Source organism: Streptomyces misionensis (genome assembly GCF_900104815.1).
GTDB lineage: Bacteria > Actinomycetota > Actinomycetes > Streptomycetales > Streptomycetaceae > Streptomyces > Streptomyces misionensis.
On the sequence record NZ_FNTD01000004.1, the window covers coordinates 5,915,242 to 5,935,560 of the forward strand.

Consider the following 20,319-nt stretch of genomic DNA (forward strand, 5'->3'; position numbering starts at 1 on the left):
GAGACCCGTGACCGACGCCCTGCACAGGGAACTGCTGGAACTGGCCCAGGAGGCCGCCCGCCGCGCCGGCGAGCTGCTGCGGGACGGCCGCCCGGCCGACCTCGCCGTGGCCCGCACCAAGTCCAGCCCGATCGACGTCGTCACCGAGATGGACATCGCGGCGGAGAAACTGATCACCGATCTGATCTCCGAGCGGCGCCCGGACGACGGCTTCCTCGGCGAGGAGGGCGCCTCCGTCGCCGGCACCAGCGGCGTCCGCTGGGTGATCGATCCGCTCGACGGCACCGTGAACTACCTCTACGGGCTGCCGACCTGGGCGGTGTCCATCGCGGCCGAACAAGGCGGCGAGACCGTGGCCGGGGTCGTCGCGGCCCCGATGCGCGGCGAGACGTACCAGGCGGTGCGCGGCGGCGGCGCCTGGGCCACCGGCGCGTGGGAGGGCGAGCGGGCGCTCGCCTGCCGCCCCGCGCCCCCGCTGGACCAGGCGCTGGTCTCCACCGGCTTCAACTACGTCGCCGAGGTCCGCACCCACCAGGCCGAGGTGGCCGCCCGGCTGATCCCGCTGCTCAGGGACATCCGGCGCGGCGGCTCGGCCGCCATCGACCTGTGCGACGTGGCCTGCGGCCGGCTCGACGGCTACTACGAGCGCGGACTGCACCCGTGGGACCACGCCGCGGGGGACCTCATCGCCCGGGAGGCGGGCGCGCTGACCGGTGGACGGCCCGGAGAACGCCCCGGACGCGATCTGGCGGTCGCGGGGACCCCGGGCGTCTTCGAGCCCCTCCAGCGGCTGCTGGAGGACTTCGGGGCCTGGCACGACTGACGCCCCCGGGCGCACGCGAAGGGACCCCGGCGCTGGATTCGCCGGGGTCCCTTCGCCGTCTGCTGTCACTCCAGCACGCTCGGGCCGATCAGACGCGTGACGCGCCGACCTCCACACCGTGTTCGGCGGCGAGGCGGCGCAGGTCGTCGAGCTCTGCCTGCTCCACCTCGACGAGGAAGTCGTCGCCTTCGTCACGAGCCCGAGACAGGTCGGACTCGGTCGCCTTTATGCGCTGGAGAAGTCCTGCGGTGAAAGCGTCCATGCTGCGCCCCCTCGTCCAGGGTCGGTGGGTCGGTGGCACGGGGGTGTGCCGTCGGGAAGGGACGATCACGCCTTCCGCAGGTGCCCGGCGCGCCCTGGCCGGGCGGCTACGGTGCCGGACACCCGCGCCCGCTCTGCACAAGCGGATCGCGAGGTACCGCATGGTGCTGCGGCACATGCAGAGCGTGATCGCGGGGTGTAAACCCGTCCTCCCCCCGCTGCATTCCCGGGAAACCTCGCCGGCGGAGAAAATCTCGCATTCCCGCCCCCGGACGCCCGTTCCCACGGCCGGGACACCGCTTACAGCCGACTTATGACCGAAAAGGGCAGGATGGAGTCACACTCCACGAACATCCCTGCCCGCGCAGGGCGCCCGGTGCGCCACGCGGGTGGACACAGGAAGGACTAGCGACGTGCGCGTACTCGTCGTCGAGGACGAGCAACTGCTCGCCGATGCGGTGGCCACCGGACTGCGCCGGGAGGCCATGGCGGTCGACGTCGTGTACGACGGTGCGGCTGCCCTGGAGCGCATCGGCGTCAACGACTACGACGTGGTCGTCCTCGACCGCGACCTCCCCCTCGTGCACGGCGACGACGTCTGCCGCAAGATCGTCGAGCTGGGCATGCCCACCCGCGTGCTCATGCTCACCGCCTCCGGCGACGTCAGCGACCGCGTCGAGGGCCTGGAGATCGGTGCGGACGACTACCTGCCCAAGCCGTTCGCGTTCAGCGAGCTGATCGCGCGCGTACGCGCCCTGGGCCGCCGCACCAGCGTGCCGCTGCCGCCCGTCCTGGAGCGCGCCGGCATCAAGCTGGACCCCAACCGCCGCGAGGTCTTCCGCGACGGCAAGGAGGTCCAGCTCGCGCCCAAGGAGTTCGCCGTCCTGGAGGTGCTCATGCGCAGCGAGGGCGCCGTCGTCTCGGCGGAGCAGCTGCTGGAGAAGGCCTGGGACGAGAACACCGACCCGTTCACCAACGTGGTCCGGGTGACCGTGATGACCCTGCGCCGCAAACTCGGCGAGCCCCCCGTGATCGTCACCGTGCCCGGCTCCGGCTACCGGATCTGATCCGCCATGGCCGCGACACCCGCACCCCCGCAGGCGCCCCCGAAGCCCACCTGGGACCCCCGGCGGCCGCAGGCACCCTTCCCGTGGCTGCGGCCGACCATCCGCATACGGCTCACCTTGCTGTACGGCGGGATGTTCCTGATCGCCGGCATCCTGCTGCTGTCGATCATCTACCTGCTGGCCGCGCAGGCCATCAGCACCGGCAACCAGCCGCTGTTCAAGATCGTCAGCTTCCAGGAGCTGAAGGTCTCCAGCGACAACTGCCCCGCGATCAACACCACCAGCCTGCCGCTGGCGGACTTCAACGACGCGATCAGCCAGTGCGTGGACCACCAGCGCCAGGTCGCCCTGGACAACCTGCTCAGCCGGTCGCTGCTGGCCCTGCTGGGCCTCGCCGTGATCGCCTTCGCGTTCGGGTACGCGATGGCCGGCCGGGTGCTGTCCCCGCTCGGCCGGATCACCCGCACCGCCCGCGCGGTGGCCGGCTCCGACCTGTCCCGCCGGATCGAGCTGGACGGCCCGGACGACGAGCTCAAGGAGCTGGCGGACACCTTCGACGAGATGCTGGAGCGCCTGCAGCGGGCCTTCACCGCCCAGCAGCGCTTCGTCGGCAACGCCTCCCACGAGCTGCGCACCCCGCTCGCGATCAACCGCACGCTCCTGGAGGTCCACCTCTCCGACCCGAACGCGCCGGTGGAGCTCCAGCAGCTCGGCAAGACGCTGCTGGCCACCAACGAGCGCAGCGAACAGCTGGTCGAGGGCCTGCTGCTGCTCGCCCGCAGCGACAACCAGATCGTGGAGCGCAAACCGGTCGACCTGGCCGAGGTGGCCACCCAGGCCATCGACCAGGTGCGGTCCGAGGCCGACGCCAAGGGCGTGGAGATCCGCGGCGAGCGCAAACCGGCCGTGGTGCAGGGCAACGGCGTGCTCCTGGAGCGGATCGCGCTGAACCTCGTCCAGAACGCGGTGCGGTACAACGTGCCCGAGGACGGCTGGGTCGAGGTGGACACCGAGGTCCGGCACGGACAGGCGGTGCTCACCGTCTCGAACACCGGTCCGGTGGTGCCCGCCTACGAGATCGACAACCTTTTCGAGCCCTTCAGACGGCTGCGCACGGAGCGCACGGGCAGCGACAAGGGCGTGGGTCTCGGCCTGTCCATCGTGCGGTCCGTGGCCCGCGCGCACGGCGGGCACATCGCGGCCCGGCCCCGCGAGGGCGGTGGCCTGGTGATGCATGTGACACTTCCGCTGTGATCCATGCCGGAAAACATCGACACACGCGAGAGATGTTCGCTCGACGCGGAATTTTCCAGGGGCCGAATGGGCTTCTCTCTGTGTGATCGATCACATGGGCGGATTTCCGGCCATGTACTGTCAGTGATCATGACAGATGGCAGAAAGCCCGGAAAGTCCTGGTTTTCAGGCCTCTTGATCACGGGAAGTACACGATGAGGCGCCTTTGAGGTGCGGTATTCGAAGCGTGTACGGTCCTCACCGCCATCCAAGCCGATCACTCTCGGGAGATCGGGTTGGGTGTCGATTGAGTAACAGCCCTTGATGTGAGGCAAAATCTCCGCCTCAGGTCGGGCACAAGTCCGGCCTCTCACGCGTTACGTGCGCTGGAGACACCGCAGACACCCAGAGGGGGAGAGCGATATGGCAACCGACTACGACACTCCACGCAAGACCGACGATGACGTCGACTCGGACAGCCTGGAAGAGCTGAAGGCCCGGCGGAACGACAAGACCACCTCCGCAGTGGACGTCGACGAGTTCGAGGCCGCCGAAGGACTCGAACTGCCCGGCGCGGACCTCTCGAACGAGGAACTGGCCGTCCGGGTCCTGCCCAAGCAGCAGGACGAGTTCACCTGCATGAGCTGCTTCCTGGTCCACCACCGCAGCCAGCTGGCCCGCGAGAAGAACGGTCAGCCGATCTGCCGCGACTGCGACTGAGGAGGGGTCGGCCATGACTGGCTCGACCCCTCCCCGGAAGCGCCGCCTTTCCCTGCGGAAGGCGGACCAAGGGCCGCTCGACGGCTCATTCGGCGCGCGTGACGACGAGCGTGGCTCCCCGGACGCGGGGGGCTCGCTCGAACCGACGGCGGACCGGGCCGACCACCCGGCGCCGGAGAAGGGGCCCGCGCCCGTCGCCAGGCGACGGGTCCGGGTCATCAGTGGCAAGGCCCGGTACTACGCCCGGGAAGGCGCCCGCAGGAGCGGCTCCCGCGCCCGCGCGGGCCTGGCCCATCTCGCGGACCGGGTCATCGACATCGCCCCGCGTGTGCCCGTACGCGACCTCGCGACGCTGCGCGGACAGTTCCCGGGCCTCGGCCCCGAGGAACTGGCCGACAAGCTGGTGGCGGGAGCGGCGGCCGGCACCTCGACCATCGGGGCCGGGATCGGTGCGATGGCGATGCTCCCCGTGCCGCCCGCCCTGCCGACCGAACTGGCCACGGAGATCACCGGGGTCGCCGCGGTCGAGCTGAAACTCATCGCGGAACTCCACGAGGTCTACGGCGTACGCCCGCCCGGCGGCCTCAAGACCCGCAGCACCGCGTACCTGACCTCCTGGTCGGGGGAGCGCGGCGTCGACGTGACGAAGCCGTCGACCTACGACGCGGCCCTCGGCGGCCGCATGAAACGCGAACTGCGCCAGCAGATCATGAAGCGCATGGTGCGCGACATGCCGACCCTCATGCCGTTCATGGTGGGCGCCGCGGTCGGGGCGGTCCTCAACCGCCGGGACACCAGAAGACTCGCGGCCCGCATCCGCGCCGACCTGCGCAAGATCCAGGTCCCCTGGGAAGAGCTGGAGCAGCAGCCGCCCCTGGATCAGCCGGCCGAGCCGCTGAAGATGCGCGATCTGCCCGGAGAACTCTGACCCTCGCGGACTCCTCAGGCGCGGCCTTCCGGCGCGCTCGGGGCGTTCGCCTCGCGCGCCGCCTCGATCGCCGCCGCCAGCCGCTCGGGCTCCCGCGTCGACAGGTAGAGGTAAGGCGTCGGGTCGTCGGGGTCCGTGACGATCACCCGCAGCGCCCTGGGGATGTACGCGCGCAGCAGCAGGAACGCGCGGACGTCCGCCTTGTGCGTGCGCCAGGCGCGGGCCTCCTCCGGGTCCAGCACCTCCGACTCGCCCAGCGCCGACACCGGGATCTTCGCCTCGCCCGCGATCAGCGAGTCGCCCACCACGCGGATGCGCGGGGAGCCGTACGCGCTGGCGACCACCGCGGCCGCGGCCGTGCCGCCGACCAGGCCGCCGAGGATCGGCAGGGTGCCGAACGGGAACAGGATCAGGGCGAACGAGACACCGACGAGAAGGCTGATCAGCCACCACGAGCGGGGGGCGGTGAGGCGTTCTTCGTACGGGGTGGCGGAGTGCTGCATGAAGCCAAGCTTGGCACGGGGAGCCCACTGGCCCGGAACCAGGGGGAGCCGGTGCGGGGCGCCGCCGGGCGGGGCGGTGGTGGGCGGCGGACGGGCGGGTAAGGTCTGCGGCTGTGAGTGGTAGTTCCGCAAGCCTTCAGCCCCCCGCCGACGCGGTGAAACCGGTACGGCACCCCGACGCGCCCGCGCCCGGGGAGCTTCTCGGCGCCCACTACGAACACTGTTTCGGATGCGGCCCCGGACAGCCGCACGGGCTGCACCTGGAGGCACGGGCGGGCGAGGGCGTCTCGCTGACCGCCGAGTTCACCGTCCAGCCCGCCCACCAGGGCGCCCCCGGCCTCGCGCACGGCGGAGTGCTGGCCACGGCCCTGGACGAGACCCTGGGCTCACTGAACTGGCTGCTGCGGACCATCGCCGTCACCGGCCGCCTGGAGACCGACTACGTACGGCCCGTGCCCGTCGGCACCACGCTCCACCTGGAGGCCGAGGTCACCGCCGTCGCCGGACGGAAGATCTACTCCACCGCCGTCGGCCGCCTCGACGGCCCCGAGGGTCCGGTCGCCGTCCGCGCCGACGCCCTTTTCGTCGAGGTGAAGGTCGACCACTTCGTCGACCACGGCCGCCCCGAGGAGATCCAGGCCGCGATGAGCGATCCCGACCAGGTCCGCCGGGCCCGCGCCTTCGAGGTGAACCCGTGAGCCCCGCCGGCCGCGAGCCGCTCGACGTGCTGCTCAGGCGCGTGGACCCGGACGTACCGCTTCCGGCGTACGAGCACCCCGGGGACGCCGGCGCCGATCTGCGCACCACCGAGGCGTGCGAACTGGGCCCCGGAGAGCGGGCCGTTCTGCCCACGGGGGTGTCGATCGCCCTCCCGGAGGGGTACGCGGCCTTCGTGCACCCGCGTTCCGGTCTCGCCGCCCGCTGCGGTGTCGCCCTCGTGAATGCCCCGGGGACGGTTGATGCCGGGTACCGTGGGGAGATCAAGGTGATCGTGGTGAATCTCGACCCGCGCGAGAGTGTGCGGTTCGAGCGCTTCGACCGGATCGCCCAACTGGTCGTCCAGCAGGTCGAGCGGGTCCGCTTCCAGGAGGTGGCGGAGCTTCCCGGCTCTGCGCGGGCCGAAGGGGGCTTCGGGTCCACCGGTGGCCATGCCGCGGTGGGCGACGAGAGCGGCACAAACGGCCGGTCCGCCAACAGCGGTCCGGCGGGTGGGAATCGATACGCTTCGGTCGTATCCGACCGGGAAGGACAGTGACGTGTTCGGACGTCGCAACAAGAAGGGTGCCGCCGAGGACGCGGCCGGCGAGGCCGAGCAGGTCGTCGACAGCGTCGACACCGAGGCGGACGAGGAAGCGGAGGCCGAGCGCGAGCGCGTCCGGCTGGAGCCCGGACCGCGGCCCGACGGACCGTGGGACAGCACCGAGGTGCGCGACCCGGCCGAGGGCCGGGTGGATCTCGGGGGGCTGTTCGTGCCGGGCGTGGACGGCATGGAGCTGCGGGTCGAGGTCGCCGGTGACGCGATCGTGGCCGCCACCGTCGTCCTGAACGACAGCGCCGTCCAGCTCCAGGCCTTCGCCGCGCCGAAGCGCGAGGGGATCTGGGGCGAGGTCCGCGAGGAGATCGCGTCCGGCATCACCCAGCAGGGTGGCATCGTCGACGAGGTCGAGGGCCCGCTCGGCTGGGAGCTGCGCGCCCAGGTGCCGGTCCAGCTGCCGGACGGCACCGGTGGCTTCCAGGTGGTGCGGTTCGTCGGCGTGGACGGCCCCCGCTGGTTCCTGCGCGGCGTGATCTCCGGCCAGGGCGCGGTGCAGCCGCAGGCCGCCGGGCTCCTGGAGCAGATCTTCCGGGACACGGTCGTCGTCCGCGGCGAGGGCCCGATGGCGCCCCGCGACCCGATCGTGCTCAAGCTGCCGAACGACGCGCAGATGGTTCCCGAGGGCGTGCAGCAGGAGGAGTCCTCGCGGTTCTCCGGCGGGATGGGGCAGCTGCAGCGCGGACCGGAGATCACGGAAGTCCGCTAGGGCCTCTCGTTTGGATCTTGCCGGGCTCGCGCGAAAGACCCTGGCGCTCCGCCTGCCCCGCAGGGGGTGTACGGGCCGTGCCGTTCCGGGCGCGGCCCGTTTTTCGCGGTCGCCGCGCGGCCGCGGGCCGATACGGCGTCCGCGCCCCTTCCGGGGCTCGTCCCGCTCGGTGATACTGGCGCCCTGCCCACGGGGGAGGCGACATGGTCATGGTGCGGGTGGAGGGCGTCCACAAGTCGTACGGGCGGGGCGCGGCCGCCGTGCACGCCCTGCGCGGGGTCTCCTTCGAAGTGCGCCCGGGTGAACTGGTGGCGCTCAAGGGGCGCTCGGGGTCCGGCAAGACCACGCTGCTCAACATCGTCGGCGGGCTCGACATCCCCGACCAGGGGCGCGTCGAGGTGGACGGGCGGCCGCTGGGCGAGCTGGGGGAGGACGAGCTGCTGCGGCTGCGCCGGGACCGGATCGGTTTCGTCTTCCAGTCCTTCGGGCTGATCCCGATCCTCACGGCGGCCGAGAACGTGGGCGTGCCGCTGCGGCTGCGGCGGACCGCGGTCCGTGAGCGCGAGGAGCGCGTGGAGTCGCTGCTGTCCCAGGTGGGACTGGCGGAGCACGCCGGGCAGCGCCCCGGTGAGCTGTCCGGCGGTCAGCAGCAGCGCGTCGCCATCGCCCGCGCCCTCGCCAACCGCCCGGCCCTGCTGATCGCCGACGAGCCGACCGGCCAACTGGACGCCGAGACCGGCCACGCCGTCATGGAACTCCTGCGCGCCGTCGTGCACGGCGAGTCCCCCGAGGGGGACGGCACCCCCGGCACGCCCCCCGCCATCCTGGTCGCCACCCACGACGCGACCCTCCTCGGCCTGGCCGACCGGGTGCTGGAACTCCACGACGGCGAGCTCGTGAGCCACTGACGGCCCGGACCACCATCAGGGTTCCGTCAAAGACACCCCGCCTTCCCCGTCTCGTCCGCTTTGTCCGCATCGTTGGCCGTAAGGTCGACGCTGCGTACACACGGGTCACCGGAAGACAATGGAGCCATGGCACGCGGGAAGCTTCGGATCTATCTCGGCGCGGCACCGGGTGTGGGCAAGACGTACGCGATGCTGGCCGAGGCCCATCGCCGTACCGAGCGGGGCACCGACTGCGTCGTGGCGTTCGTCGAGCATCACGACCGCCCCCGCACCGAGGTGATGCTGCACGGCCTGGAGCAGGTCCCCCGCAAGGACCTGGAGTACCGCGGGGGCGTCTTCGGCGAGATGGACGTGGACGCCGTACTGCGGCGCGCGCCCGCCGTCGCCCTGGTGGACGAACTCGCGCACACCAACATCCCCGGCTCGCGCAACGCCAAGCGCTGGCAGGACGTGGAGGAACTGCTCGCCGCCGGGATCGACGTGGTGTCGACCGTCAACATCCAGCACCTGGAGTCACTCGGCGACGTCGTCGAGTCGATCACCGGGGTGCGCCAGCGCGAGACCGTGCCGGACGAGGTGGTGCGCCGGGCCGACCAGATCGAGCTGGTCGACATGTCCCCGGAGGCGCTGCGCCGCCGGATGGCGCACGGCAACATCTACCAGCCGGACAAGGTCGACGCGGCGCTGTCCAACTACTTCCGCCCCGGCAACCTCACCGCCCTGCGCGAACTGGCGCTGCTGTGGGTCGCCGACCGGGTGGACGAATACCTGAACCAGTACCGCAGCGAGCACCGGGTCTCCAGGATCTGGGGCTCCCGCGAGCGGATCGTGGTCGGCCTGACCGGCGGCCCCGAGGGCCGCACCCTGATCCGGCGTGCCGCGCGGCTCGCCGAGAAGGGCGCCGGCGGCGAGGTCCTCGCCGTCTACATCGCCCGCAGCGACGGGCTGACCTCGGCCTCCCCGAAGGAACTGGCCGTCCAGCGCACCCTCGTGGAGGACCTGGGCGGCACCTTCCACCAGGTGGTCGGCGACGACATACCGGCCGCGCTGCTGGACTTCGCGCGCGGCGTCAACGCCACCCAGATCGTGCTCGGCTCCTCGCGGCGCAAGACCTGGCAGTACGTCTTCGGGCCCGGCGTCGGCGCCACGGTCGCCCGCGACTCCGGGCCCGACATCGACGTCCACATCGTCACCCACGAGGAGGTCGCCAAGGGACGCGGACTGCCCGTGGCCCGCGGCGCCCGGCTCGGCCGCACCCGCATCCTGTGGGGCTGGGCCACCGGGATCGCCGGACCGGCGATCCTGGCGCTGCTGCTGATCACCGTCGACATCGGCCTCGCCAACGACATGCTGCTGTTCCTGGCCGTCACGGTCGCGGCGGCCCTGCTCGGCGGCCTGCTGCCCGCGCTCGCCTCGGTCGCCTTCGGCTCGCTGCTGCTGAACTACTTCTACACCCCGCCCCTGCACCGCTGGACCATCGCGGACCCGAAGAACATCGTCGCCATAGTCATCTTCTTCTGGGTCGCGGTGTCGGTGGCCTCCGTGGTGGACCTCGCCGCCCGCCGCACCCACCAGGCGGCCCGGCTGCGCGCCGAGTCCGAGATCCTCTCCTTCCTCGCCGGAAACGTGCTGCGCGGTGAGACCAGCCTGGAGGAGCTGCTGGAGCGGGTCCGCGAGACCTTCGCCATGGAGTCGGCGGCCCTGCTGGAGCGGCAGAGCGACGTCGAGCCGTGGAACTGCGTGGGCCGGGCCGGCTTCGGGCCCGCCCTCCAGCGGCCCGAGGACGCCGATGTGGACATGCCCGTCGGCGACCACATGGCGCTCGCCCTGACCGGCCGGCCGCTGCCCGCCGAGGACCGCCGGGTGCTCGCCGCGTTCGGTGCCCAGGCCGCCGTCGTCCTCGACCGCCGCCGCCTCCAGGAGGAGGCCGACCGGGCCCGCGCCCTCGCCGAGGGCAACCGCATCCGCACCGCCCTGCTCGCCGCCGTCAGCCACGACCTGCGCACCCCGCTGGCCGGGATCAAGGCCGCCGTCTCCTCGCTGCGCTCCGACGACGTCGACTGGTCCGAGGCGGACCGGGCCGAACTCCTGGAGGGCATCGAGGATGGCGCCGACCGGCTCGACCACCTCGTCGGAAACCTGCTCGACATGTCCCGCCTGCAGACCGGCACCGTCACCCCGCTGATCCGCGAGATCGACGTGGACGAGGTCGTGCCGATGGCCCTGGGCGGTGTGCCGGAGGACAGTGTCGACCTGGACGTGCCCGAGACGCTGCCGATGATCCAGGCCGACCCCGGACTGCTCGAGCGCGCGGTGGCCAACCTGGTGGAGAACGCCGTCAAGTACAGCCCGCCCGGACGGCGCGTCCTGGTCTCCGCCAGCGCCCTCGCCGACCGGGTGGAGGTGCGGGTGGTGGACCGCGGACCCGGCGTCCCGGACGCGGCCAAGGACCGCATATTCGAGCCCTTCCAGCGGTACGGCGACGCCCCGCGCGGCGCCGGCGTCGGGCTCGGACTCGCCGTCGCCCGCGGCTTCGCCGAGGCCATGGGCGGCACCCTGAACGCGGAGGACACGCCGGGCGGCGGACTCACCATGGTCCTCAGCCTGCGCAGTCCGAACGGAACACAACCCTCGGCACAGCCCGGCCCCGGCACGGCGGCCACCCCCGCCCCGAGGACGCCGGGGCGGACAACGCGGAACCAGAAAGGCAGACCCTATGATGAGCCCGAATGGGGGGACGCCCCAGACCCCCACGAGGGTCCTCGTGGTCGACGACGAGCCGCAGATCGTGCGCGCCCTCGTGATCAACCTCAAGGCACGCAAGTACGAGGTGGACGCGGCCGCCGACGGCAGGACCGCCCTCGACCTCGCCGCCTCCCGCCACCCCGACGTGGTCGTCCTCGACCTGGGCCTGCCCGACATGGACGGCGTCGAGGTGATCAGGGGCCTGCGCGGCTGGACCCGGGTGCCGATCCTGGTGCTGTCCGCCCGCCACTCCTCCGACGAGAAGGTCGAGGCCCTGGACGCGGGCGCCGACGACTACGTCACCAAGCCCTTCGGCATGGACGAGCTGCTGGCCCGGCTGCGGGCCGCCGTGCGCCGCGCCGAGCCGGTCGGCGCCGGCGAGGACGGCCTGACCGCCGTGGACGCCGAGGGGTTCACCGTCGACCTGGCCGCGAAGAAGGTCAACCGCGACGGCCGGGACGTCCGGCTCACCCCCACCGAGTGGCATCTGCTGGAGGTGCTGGTGCGCAACACCGGCCGCCTGGTCAGCCAGAAGCAGCTCCTCCAGGAGGTGTGGGGGCCGTCGTACGGGACGGAGACCAACTACCTGCGGGTCTACATGGCGCAGCTGCGCCGCAAGCTGGAGGCGGACCCCTCGCACCCCAGACACTTCATCACCGAGCCCGGAATGGGGTACCGGTTCGAGAAGTGAGGAGGTGCGCGTACCGGGAGTGTGAGCGGGGATACGGCGCTGTCGGAGGGCCCCGGTACGCTTCATGTATGAGTGCTGTTCCTCGTTCCGAAAAGCCGGCCGGCCGGCTCCGGCGCATGTTCGACCGGCTGTCCTCGTCGCAGGAGGACCTGGAGTCCGAGGAGCTGCGCGAGGACGCCGAGACGGCGGGTTGTACGAAGATCGGCGACTGCCAGGACCGGCAGATCGTCACGGTAACTGGTACCTTGCGCACGGTCACCCTGCGCCCGCGTGCCGGAGTCCCGGCCCTGGAGGCCGAACTGTTCGACGGCTCGGCCGCGCTGGACGTGGTGTGGCTCGGCAGGCGTTCCATCGTGGGTATAGAACCGGGGCGCAAGCTGATCGCATCGGGCCGGATCTCGCTGAGCCGGGGCCGCCGGGTGCTCTTCAACCCGAAGTACGAACTGCGACCCCTCGGACGGGAGTAGCCGGTGACGTCCCTCGACAAGCCGACCGAAGACACCGACCAGACCCCGCCCGGCCGGCCCGGCGACGCCCGCGCGGTGACCGAGGCGGCACTGTTCGAGGCCTTCGGCGGGGTCCGCGGCATGGTCGAGACGGTCGTGCCCGGCCTGCTCTTCGTCGCGATCTTCACGATCAACAAGGACCTGCACCTCTCGGCGATCGCCGCGCTGGCCGTCTCCCTCGTCCTGGTCGTGGTCCGGCTCGTCAGGAAGGACACCGTCAAGCACGCCTTCAGCGGCGTGTTCGGCGTGGCCTTCGGCGTGGTCTTCGCGATGTTCACCGGCAACGCCAAGGACTTCTACCTCCCCGGCATGCTCTACACGCTGGGCCTGGCGCTGGCGTACATCGTCACGACCCTCGCCGGGGTCCCGCTGATCGGCCTGATCCTCGGCCCGGTCTTCCGGGAGAACCTCTCCTGGCGCACCCGCAACCCCGGCCGCAAGAAGGCCTACGCCAAGTCCAGTTGGGCCTGGGGCCTGATCCTGCTCGCCAAGTGCGCGATCCTCTTCCCGCTGTACTGGTGGTCGGACACCACCCGGCTCGGCTGGGTGCTGGTGGCCCTGAAGATCCCGCCCTTCCTGCTGGCGGTCTGGCTCACCTGGGTCTTCCTCGCCAAGGCGCCCGCGCCGATCGACGTCTTCGCGGAGATGGAGGCGCAGGAGGAGGCCGAGAAGGCCGAGAAGGAGCGCAGGGCGGCACCGGCCGCGGAGGGCGGGGAACCGGAGCCGGGGCGGCACCGCAAGGTGTGACACCGCCGCGCGGCGGCACCGAGCCGCTGCCGGCCGTGAGCCATCACCGCGCCCACGACGACGAGAAGGGCGCCCTTGGTGACAAGGGCGCCCTTCTCGTGTGCTCGGGCGGTCAGGGCCGCGGCGGACCGGCGGTCAGGACTCTTCCGGCCTGCGCACCGACAGCAGCTCCTCCAGTTGCTGCTCGCGGGCCTGGGCGGCCACGAAGAGCAGTTCGTCGCCCGGCTCCAGGGAGTCGTCCCGCGACGGGGTCAGCACCCGGGTGCCCCGGATGATGGTGACCAGCGAGGTGTCCTCCGGCCAGCGCACGTCCCCCACCTGGGTGCCGGCCAGCGCCGACTCCTCGGGCAGGGTCAGCTCCACCAGGTTGGCGTCGCCGTGGCTGAAGCGCAGCAGCCGTACCAGGTCGCCGACGCTCACCGCCTCCTCGACCAGGGCGGACATCAGCCGCGGGGTGGAGACGGCCACGTCCACGCCCCACGCCTCGTTGAACAGCCACTCGTTCTTCGGGTTGTTGACCCGGGCGACGACCCGGGGGACGCCGTACTCCGTCTTGGCGAGCAGCGACACCACCAGGTTGACCTTGTCGTCACCGGTCGCGGCGATCACCACGTTGCAGCGCTGGAGCGCCGCCTCGTCCAGGGACGTGATCTCGCAGGCGTCGGCCAGCAGCCACTCCGCCTGCGGCACCCGCTCCACCGAGATGGCGGTCGGGGCCTTGTCGACGAGCAGGACCTCGTGGCCGTTCTCCAGCAGCTCGGTGGCGATCGAGCGGCCGACGGCGCCGGCTCCGGCAATGGCGACCCTCATCAGTGACCGCCCTCCTCTTCCGGGCCCCCGGCGAACGCCGCCTCGACCTTCTCCACGTCGTCCGTCCGCATCATCACGTGCACGAGGTCGCCCTCCTGCAACACCGTCTGGGAAGTGGGCAGGATCGCCTCGCCCAGCCGGGTCAGGAACGCCACCCGGACGCCCGTGTCCTCCTGCAACTTGCTGATCTTGTGCCCGACCCACCGCGGGGAGGCGTGCACCTCGGCGAGCTGCACCCCGCCCGTGGGGTCCCGCCACAGCGGCTCCGCCCCGGAGGGCAGCAGCCGGCGCAGCATCTGGTCGGCGGTCCAGCGGACCGTGGCCACGGTGGGGATGCCGAGGCGCTGGTAGACCTCCGCGCGGCGGGGGTCGTAGATGCGGGCGGCGACGTTCTCCACACCGAACATCTCGCGGGCCACGCGAGCCGAGATGATGTTGGAGTTGTCGCCGCTGGAGACGGCCGCGAACGCGCCGGCCTCCTCGATCCCCGCCTCGCGCAGGGTGTCCTGGTCGAAGCCGACTCCGGTGACCCGGCGGCCCCCGAATCCCGGTCCCAGCCGACGGAAGGCGGTCGGGTCCTGGTCGATCACGGCGACCGTGTGCCCCTGTTGCTCCAGGGTCTGGGCGAGAGCGGAGCCTACTCGCCCGCAGCCCATGATGACGATGTGCACGACCGTCCTTCCGATGTCAAGAGTCGTTGGCTTGGTCTGAACAGGTTCTCAGACCGCCGCCCAAGCTACACACGCATCGTCCCGGTCGGGCACCCCCGTGCCCCGGTCGCGCCGCTCGCCCGCCTCGTGCGCCCGCTCATCCGGTCGCCCCACGCGCTCATCCGGCCCGTCTTCGAGTGATGCTGCGCACGCTGCACAGGGTCAGGATTCCGAGGCCGGCCAGCGCGAGCACGGCCCCGATCAGCTCAGCGGTCGGGGGCATGAGGGCCTCCAGGCATGGGCGGCAGGCGGGGTTTGCCATCTAGACACGGCCGGAGCCCGGGCCACGGAATCCGTACATCACTTCGCCGTCGAGTTCACCCATGGGGAAGATATTGCGGACGGGGTGGGCGGCGCCCAGTGCGAAGGCTTACGATCCTCTCTCGTGTCCAAACTGACCGACGTGCCCAAACGGATTCTGATCGGGCGCGCACTGCGCAGTGACAGGCTGGGCGAAACGCTCTTGCCCAAGCGCATCGCACTCCCCGTCTTCGCCTCCGACCCGCTGTCCTCCGTCGCCTACGCGCCGGGGGAGGTTCTGCTGGTCCTGTCCATCGCGGGCGTGTCGGCGTACCACTTCAGCCCCTGGATCGCGGTCGCGGTCGTGGTGCTGATGTTCACCGTGGTCGCCTCCTACCGCCAGAACGTCCACGCCTACCCGAGCGGCGGCGGCGACTACGAGGTGGCGACCACCAACCTCGGCCCCAAGGCCGGCCTCACCGTCGCCAGCGCGCTGCTCGTCGACTACGTGCTGACCGTCGCCGTCTCCATCGCCTCCGGCATCGAGAACCTGGGTTCGGCCGTCCCGTTCGTGGTGGAGCACAAGGTCCTCTGCGCGACCGCCGTGATCGTCCTGCTGACGCTGATGAACCTGCGCGGCGTCAAGGAGTCCGGCAAGCTCTTCGCGATCCCGACGTACGTGTTCGTCGGCGGCGTCTTCATCATGATCCTTTGGGGCGCGTTCCGCGGCCTGGTGCTCGGCGACACCATGCGGGCGCCGACCGCCGGCTTCCACATCAAGGCCGAGCACCAGGGCCTCGCGGGTTTCGCGCTGGTCTTCCTGATGCTGCGCGCCTTCTCCTCCGGCTGTGCCGCGCTCACCGGTGTCGAGGCGATCTCCAACGGCGTCCCGGCCTTCCGCAAGCCGAAGTCCAAGAACGCGGCGACCACCCTCGCGGCGATGGGTCTGCTGGCCGTCACCATGTTCTGCGGCATCATCGTCCTGGCCATGACGACCAAGGTGCGCATGGCCGCCAACCCGGCCACCGACCTGCTCAGCAACGGCCACCCCCTCGGCTCCTCCTATGTGCAGAACCCGGTGATCTCCCAGGTCGCCGAGGCGGTCTTCGGCAAGGGCAGCTTCCTGTTCGTGCTCCTGGCGGCCGCGACCGCGCTGGTGCTGTTCCTCGCGGCGAACACCGCGTACAACGGCTTCCCGCTGCTCGGCTCGATCCTCGCGCAGGACCGCTACCTGCCCCGCCAGCTGCACACCCGCGGCGACCGGCTCGCCTTCTCCAACGGCATCGTGCTGCTGGCCGGCGCCGCCGCGCTGCTGACCGTGATCTACGGCGCCGACTCCACGCGCCTGATCCAGCTGTACATCGTCGGCGTGTTCGTGTCCTTCACGCTCAGCCAGACCGGCATGGTCCGGCACTGGAACCGCCACCTGGCCGTCGAGAAGGACCCCGCCAAGCGCCGCCACATGGTGCGCTCGCGCGCGATCAACACCTTCGGCGCCTTCCTGACCGGCCTGGTGCTCGTCGTCGTCCTGGTCACCAAGTTCACGCACGGCGCCTGGGTGGCCCTGCTGGGCATGTGCATCTTCTTCGCGACCATGACCGCGATCCGCAAGCACTACGACCGGGTCGCCGAGGAGATCGCCGCTCCCGAGGAGCCCGACGACGACCTGGTCCGCCCGTCCCGGGTGCACTCGGTGGTGCTGATCTCCAAGATCCACCGGCCGACCCTGCGGGCCCTGGCCTACGCCAAGCTGATGCGCTCCGACACCCTGGAGGCGCTCACCGTCAACGTCGACCCGGCCGAGACCAGGGCGCTGCGCGAGGAGTGGGAGCGGCGCGGCATCGACGTACCGCTGAAGGTCCTGGACTCGCCGTACCGCGAGGTCACCCGCCCGGTGATCGAGTACGTCAAGAGCCTGCGCAAGGAGTCCCCGCGCGACGCGGTCTCCGTGATCATCCCCGAGTACGTGGTCGGTCACTGGTACGAGCACCTGCTGCACAACCAGAGCGCCCTGCGGCTCAAGGGCCGTCTCCTGTTCACGCCCGGCGTGATGGTCACCTCCGTCCCCTACCAGCTGGCCTCCTCCGAGGCGGCCAAGATGCGGGCCCGCAGGCGCCAGGAGTGGAGCGCCCCGGGCGCCGTCCGCCGCGGCCCGGCGGGGGAGCGGCCGAAGGAGCCGTCGACGAAGGGCTGACGAAGGACCGAGGGTCGGGTCCCGGGCGGCGAGGCCGTAGACTGGTGGGCTGTTGTCGGTTCACCGGGCCGCGCTCGACCGCCCGGACCCGTCTCCCGGCCTTCCCTTTCCCCGTGTCGACAAGTCGATCTGGAGTCACCCACCATGCAGGCAGAACCGACCACGTCTCTGGTGGGCGAGGAGTACGAGGTCGAGATCGGCCCCGTCGCCCACGGCGGCCACTGCATCGCCCGCACCGCGCAGGGCCAGGTCCTCTTCGTGCGGCACGCGCTGCCCGGTGAGCGGGTGGTGGCGCGCGTGACCGAGGGCGAGGAAGGCGCCCGCTTCCTGCGCGCGGACGCCGTACGCGTCCTGGAGGCGTCCAAGGACCGCATCGAGGCTCCGTGCCCCTACGCGGGCCCCGGCCGTTGCGGCGGCTGCGACTGGCAGCACGCCAAGCCGGGCGCCCAGCGCCGCCTCAAGGCGGACGTGATCGCCGAGCAGCTCCAGCGGCTCGCGGGCCTCACCCCGGAGGAGGCGGGCTGGGACGGCACGGTCGTCCCGGCCGAGGGCGACAAGCTGCCGGCCGGCGAGGTGCCGCAGTGGCGCACCCGGGTGCAGTACGCCGTCGACGCCGAGGGCCACGCGGGTCTGCGCCGCCACCGCTCGCACGAGGTCGAGCGCATCGACCACTGCATGATCGCGGCGGCCGGCGTCTCCGAGCTGGGCATCGAGAAGCACGACTGGACCGGCATGGAGTCGGTCGAGGCGATCGCGGCGACGGGCTCCCAGGACCGCCAGGTCATCCTGACCCCGCGGCCGGGCGCCCGCCTCCCGCTGGTCGAGCTGGACAAGCCGGTCTCGGTCCTGCGGGTCGACGAGAAGTCCGGCGGCGTACACCGCGTGCACGGCCGCCCCTTCGTCCGCGAGCGGGCCGACGGCCGAACCCACCGGGTCGGCGCCGGCGGCTTCTGGCAGGTCCACCCGAAGGCGGCGGACACCCTGGTCACCGCGGTGATGCAGGGCTTGCTCCCGCGCAAGGGCGAGATGGCCCTCGACCTCTACTGCGGCGTCGGCCTGTTCGCCGGCGCCCTCGCCGACCGCCTCGGCGACAAGGGCGCGGTCCTCGGCATCGAGTCCGGCAAGCGGGCGGTGGAGGACGCGCGGCACAACCTGGCCGACTTCCCCCGGGTCCGGATCGAACAGGGCAAGGTCGAATCCGTCCTGCCGCGCACCGGCATCACCGAGGTCGACCTCATCGTCCTCGACCCGCCCCGCGCGGGCGCCGGCCGCGCGACGGTCGCCCACCTCACCTCCCTGCGCGCCCGCCGCATCGCCTACGTGGCGTGCGACCCCGCGGCGCTGGCCCGGGACCTGGGCTACTTCCGTGACGGCGGGTACAGGGTGCGGACGCTGCGGGCGTTCGATCTGTTTCCGATGACGCATCATGTGGAGTGTGTGGCGATTCTGGAACCGGCCGGGAAGGGCTCCTGACCTGCGGTTTTGCGTGTGCGCATTATGTGCGGTGTGGGCGTTACGGGCGATATCTTGACGCTGAAATGACGCTCGTGACGCTCATTTGACGCTCGTTCTGATGGGATGTCAGGTGCCTTGTCGGGCAGGTCAAACCGTGTCAGGGTGGTGAGCGTGGCTGGTGCGACGAGGGCAGGCGATGCTGGGTGCGGACCGACTGATTCCCGCTGGGTAGATGTCCCGGAAGAGACCAGTAAACGCGGTGACCGTCGCGATGAGTGGCTGATGGTGGCTGACCTGCGCGAATGATCTTTCAGCTGCTTCACGTTCGTGCCGGCTGATGGGGCCGGAAGTCCCAGAAAAGTCCCAGAGGGCTCCGACCGCGACGGGCGCCCCTTCCTCCTTGTACGCCACTGCGAGCTCTAGGTAGGCCCTGTTGCCGACGAGGGCGCGACAATCTGAAATCGGGCGACTGACGCTCGGTGGATGCCGTGCGAGATCGTAGGTTCCTGATAAGCGGTGGCGACCATTCGTCGTGGGCGTGGCCAGTTGACCGCAACGGCGGTTCATGTTCGCCTGCAAAAGGTGGGCACCGACGACCATCCTGGCAAGCCCGGTGCCGCCGGTTCACCTCCGCCTGCGCGCGGCGGTCTTCTCCGTCGAGGGGCCGATGCCGGGAGGAAGCGGTTCACCTCCGCCTGCGCGGAGTGGACCACCGCACAGGGCGCCCTCATTCACCGGGGTACGGTTCACCTCCACCTGCGCGGAGCGGACGACGAATACGCGGCACGGACTGTGCTGGAGGACGGTTCACCTCCGCCTGCGCGGAGCGGACAGTCCGACGCCCGCGGGCCATGCGCCGGACGACGGTTCACCTCCGCCTGCGCGGAGCGGACGAATCGGCGAGCTGTTCTGGGGCCTGCTGCACCGGTTCACCTCCGCCTGCGCGGAGCGGACTCCAAGGCCCAGCACGACATGACCCAGCAAGACGGTTCACCTCCGCCTGCGCGGAGCGGACCACTCGCCGGGCATGAGCCGGTGGCCGGCGGCCGGTTCACCTCCGCCTGCGCGGAGCGGGCGTGCTGATGGCGAAGGCGAAGGTAGCCGACGTCGGTTCACCTCCGCCTGCGCGGAGCGGGCGCCATCGAGCGAGGCCGGCAGTCGAACGGCACCGGTTCACCTCCGCCTGCGCGGAGCGGGCGGACGGCCGAGCTGCTACGCCTGCGGCAGCTCCGGTTCACCTCCGCCTGCGCGGAGCGGGCCCTTTGGCCAGAACCGGCCAAGGTAGGGGGCCCGGTTCACCTCCGCCTGCGCGGAGCGGGCCCCGCCTCCCTCGCGCCGTCCTCCCACAGCCACGGTTCACCTCCGCCTGCGCGGAGCGGGCGGCAGCGGCGCGTTCAACCAGCGCATGAGCACCGGTTCACCTCCGCCTGCGCGGAGCGGGCTCCGCGTGACCGTCCTCCAGGCGCTCCTGCCACGGTTCACCTCCGCCTGCGCGGAGCGGGCTGCCCCTCCGCCAGGGCCGCCCACGCCTCGGGCGGTTCACCTCCGCCTGCGCGGAGCGGGCCTGTCCGGGCTGAGGTACCGGCAGGCGAACCGCGGTTCACCTCCGCCTGCGCGGAGCGGGCCAGCTCCCAGTCCGCGCAACCTGCGCGGTCGTCGGTTCACCTCCGCCTGCGCGGAGCGGGCCTCCACAGCGACCCGCGCGACCCGCCGCCCTGCGGTTCACCTCCGCCTGCGCGGAGCGGGCGACGACACCC

The 20,319-nt window shown here is 71.5% G+C and carries 17 protein-coding genes, 1 pseudogene and 1 CRISPR repeat array (1 of these 19 only partly in view); of the genes and pseudogenes, 14 read left to right on the plus strand and 4 right to left on the minus strand.

The features are described 5' to 3' along the window. The first annotated feature begins 7 nt into the window (after nt 1–7). A complete protein-coding gene (locus tag BLW85_RS28635) occupies nt 8–823 on the plus strand; it encodes an inositol monophosphatase family protein (protein WP_070022977.1) in 816 nt (271 codons plus the stop codon). Nucleotides 824–911: 88 nt separating this feature from the next. On the opposite strand, the gene BLW85_RS39525 is transcribed toward BLW85_RS28635, so the two are convergent. Beyond that, complete coding sequence (locus tag BLW85_RS39525; RefSeq protein ID WP_167381439.1) at nt 912–1,085, minus strand: hypothetical protein; 174 nt, start codon at nt 1,083–1,085, stop codon at nt 912–914. Nucleotides 1,086–1,497: 412 nt separating this feature from the next. Between BLW85_RS39525 and BLW85_RS28640 the strand changes: the two genes are divergently transcribed. The 4 genes from BLW85_RS28640 to BLW85_RS28655 all read left to right on the plus strand — a co-directional run bounded on the left by BLW85_RS28640 (nt 1,498) and on the right by BLW85_RS28655 (nt 5,032). Further along, nucleotides 1,498–2,151 carry a response regulator transcription factor gene (locus BLW85_RS28640; protein ID WP_003993508.1) on the plus strand — a complete coding sequence of 218 codons (654 nt, stop codon included), beginning with the start codon at nt 1,498–1,500 and terminating at the stop codon, nt 2,149–2,151. Between the two features lie 6 nt (nt 2,152–2,157). Continuing rightward, the gene (locus BLW85_RS28645; RefSeq protein ID WP_074993724.1) at nt 2,158–3,405 is read left to right on the plus strand and encodes a sensor histidine kinase; all 1,248 of its coding nucleotides are present in this window, start codon (nt 2,158–2,160) and stop codon (nt 3,403–3,405) included. 402 nt (nt 3,406–3,807) lie between these two features. Beyond that, entirely contained in the window at nt 3,808–4,104 is a 297-nt protein-coding gene (locus BLW85_RS28650) for a DUF4193 domain-containing protein (RefSeq protein WP_037654155.1), read from the plus strand. 13 nt (nt 4,105–4,117) lie between these two features. Next, complete coding sequence (locus tag BLW85_RS28655) at nt 4,118–5,032, plus strand: hypothetical protein (protein ID WP_074993726.1); 915 nt, start codon at nt 4,118–4,120, stop codon at nt 5,030–5,032. A 14-nt stretch (nt 5,033–5,046) separates the two neighbouring features. On the opposite strand, the gene BLW85_RS28660 is transcribed toward BLW85_RS28655, so the two are convergent. Then, nucleotides 5,047–5,535 (minus strand): DUF3093 domain-containing protein, encoded by a 489-nt coding sequence (locus tag BLW85_RS28660; RefSeq protein WP_070022974.1) that lies wholly within the window; start codon nt 5,533–5,535, stop codon nt 5,047–5,049. 113 nt (nt 5,536–5,648) lie between these two features. Between BLW85_RS28660 and BLW85_RS28665 the strand changes: the two genes are divergently transcribed. The 7 genes and pseudogenes from BLW85_RS28665 (at nt 5,649) to BLW85_RS28695 (ending at nt 13,153) form a co-directional block, all read left to right on the plus strand. Beyond that, complete coding sequence (locus BLW85_RS28665; RefSeq protein ID WP_070022973.1) at nt 5,649–6,233, plus strand: PaaI family thioesterase; 585 nt, start codon at nt 5,649–5,651, stop codon at nt 6,231–6,233. Then, nucleotides 6,230–6,790, plus strand: coding sequence for a dUTP diphosphatase (gene dut / locus BLW85_RS28670; protein WP_070022972.1), 561 nt, complete (start codon nt 6,230–6,232; stop codon nt 6,788–6,790). Before BLW85_RS28665 ends, dut begins: the two co-directional genes overlap by 4 nt. Before the next feature lies 1 nt (nt 6,791). Further along, nucleotides 6,792–7,556: a DUF3710 domain-containing protein gene (locus tag BLW85_RS28675; RefSeq protein ID WP_070022971.1), complete on the plus strand. Its 765-nt coding sequence runs from the start codon at nt 6,792–6,794 to the stop codon at nt 7,554–7,556. A 203-nt stretch (nt 7,557–7,759) separates the two neighbouring features. Further along, nucleotides 7,760–8,464 (plus strand): ABC transporter ATP-binding protein, encoded by a 705-nt coding sequence (locus BLW85_RS28680; RefSeq protein ID WP_074993728.1) that lies wholly within the window; start codon nt 7,760–7,762, stop codon nt 8,462–8,464. 126 nt (nt 8,465–8,590) lie between these two features. Next, nucleotides 8,591–11,077, plus strand: a pseudogene (locus BLW85_RS28685) (ATP-binding protein); the annotation flags it as partial. 103 nt (nt 11,078–11,180) lie between these two features. Next, nucleotides 11,181–11,900, plus strand: a complete 720-nt coding sequence (locus tag BLW85_RS28690; protein WP_074993730.1) for a response regulator — start codon at nt 11,181–11,183, stop codon at nt 11,898–11,900. A 470-nt stretch (nt 11,901–12,370) separates the two neighbouring features. Then, entirely contained in the window at nt 12,371–13,153 is a 783-nt protein-coding gene (locus BLW85_RS28695) for a DUF3159 domain-containing protein (RefSeq protein ID WP_070022966.1), read from the plus strand. A gap of 135 nt (nt 13,154–13,288) precedes the next feature. Here BLW85_RS28695 and BLW85_RS28700 read toward each other — a convergent pair whose 3' ends face one another. Continuing rightward, nucleotides 13,289–13,963 carry a potassium channel family protein gene (locus BLW85_RS28700; protein ID WP_070022965.1) on the minus strand — a complete coding sequence of 225 codons (675 nt, stop codon included), beginning with the start codon at nt 13,961–13,963 and terminating at the stop codon, nt 13,289–13,291. Beyond that, nucleotides 13,963–14,634, minus strand: a complete 672-nt coding sequence (locus tag BLW85_RS28705; RefSeq protein WP_070022964.1) for a potassium channel family protein — start codon at nt 14,632–14,634, stop codon at nt 13,963–13,965. The genes BLW85_RS28700 and BLW85_RS28705 overlap by 1 nt, the downstream gene beginning before the upstream one ends. A gap of 424 nt (nt 14,635–15,058) precedes the next feature. Here BLW85_RS28705 and BLW85_RS28710 point away from each other — a divergent pair, with 424 nt between their 5' ends. After that, nucleotides 15,059–17,107: an APC family permease gene (locus tag BLW85_RS28710; protein ID WP_070022963.1), complete on the plus strand. Its 2,049-nt coding sequence runs from the start codon at nt 15,059–15,061 to the stop codon at nt 17,105–17,107. 144 nt (nt 17,108–17,251) lie between these two features. Beyond that, nucleotides 17,252–18,580, plus strand: a complete 1,329-nt coding sequence (locus BLW85_RS28715; RefSeq protein WP_074993732.1) for a class I SAM-dependent RNA methyltransferase — start codon at nt 17,252–17,254, stop codon at nt 18,578–18,580. Between the two features lie 602 nt (nt 18,581–19,182). After that, nucleotides 19,183–20,319: a CRISPR direct-repeat array (repeat unit 29 nt; unit sequence CGGTTCACCTCCGCCTGCGCGGAGCGGGC); it runs 1,334 nt beyond the window's last position.

Excerpts from the sequence above, each read along its gene's own strand:
- BLW85_RS39525 (WP_167381439.1), bottom strand. The coding sequence starts at position 1,085 with ATGGACGCTTTCACCGCAGGACTTCTCCAGCGCATAAAGGCGACCGAG.
- BLW85_RS28645 (WP_074993724.1), top strand. The coding sequence starts at position 2,158 with ATGGCCGCGACACCCGCACCCCCGCAGGCGCCCCCGAAGCCCACCTGG.
- BLW85_RS28650 (WP_037654155.1), top strand. The coding sequence starts at position 3,808 with ATGGCAACCGACTACGACACTCCACGCAAGACCGACGATGACGTCGAC.
- BLW85_RS28655 (WP_074993726.1), top strand. The coding sequence starts at position 4,118 with ATGACTGGCTCGACCCCTCCCCGGAAGCGCCGCCTTTCCCTGCGGAAG.
- BLW85_RS28660 (WP_070022974.1), bottom strand. The coding sequence starts at position 5,535 with ATGCAGCACTCCGCCACCCCGTACGAAGAACGCCTCACCGCCCCCCGC.
- BLW85_RS28680 (WP_074993728.1), top strand. The coding sequence starts at position 7,760 with ATGGTCATGGTGCGGGTGGAGGGCGTCCACAAGTCGTACGGGCGGGGC.
- BLW85_RS28690 (WP_074993730.1), top strand. The coding sequence starts at position 11,181 with ATGATGAGCCCGAATGGGGGGACGCCCCAGACCCCCACGAGGGTCCTC.
- BLW85_RS28700 (WP_070022965.1), bottom strand. The coding sequence starts at position 13,963 with ATGAGGGTCGCCATTGCCGGAGCCGGCGCCGTCGGCCGCTCGATCGCC.
- BLW85_RS28715 (WP_074993732.1), top strand. The coding sequence starts at position 17,252 with ATGCAGGCAGAACCGACCACGTCTCTGGTGGGCGAGGAGTACGAGGTC.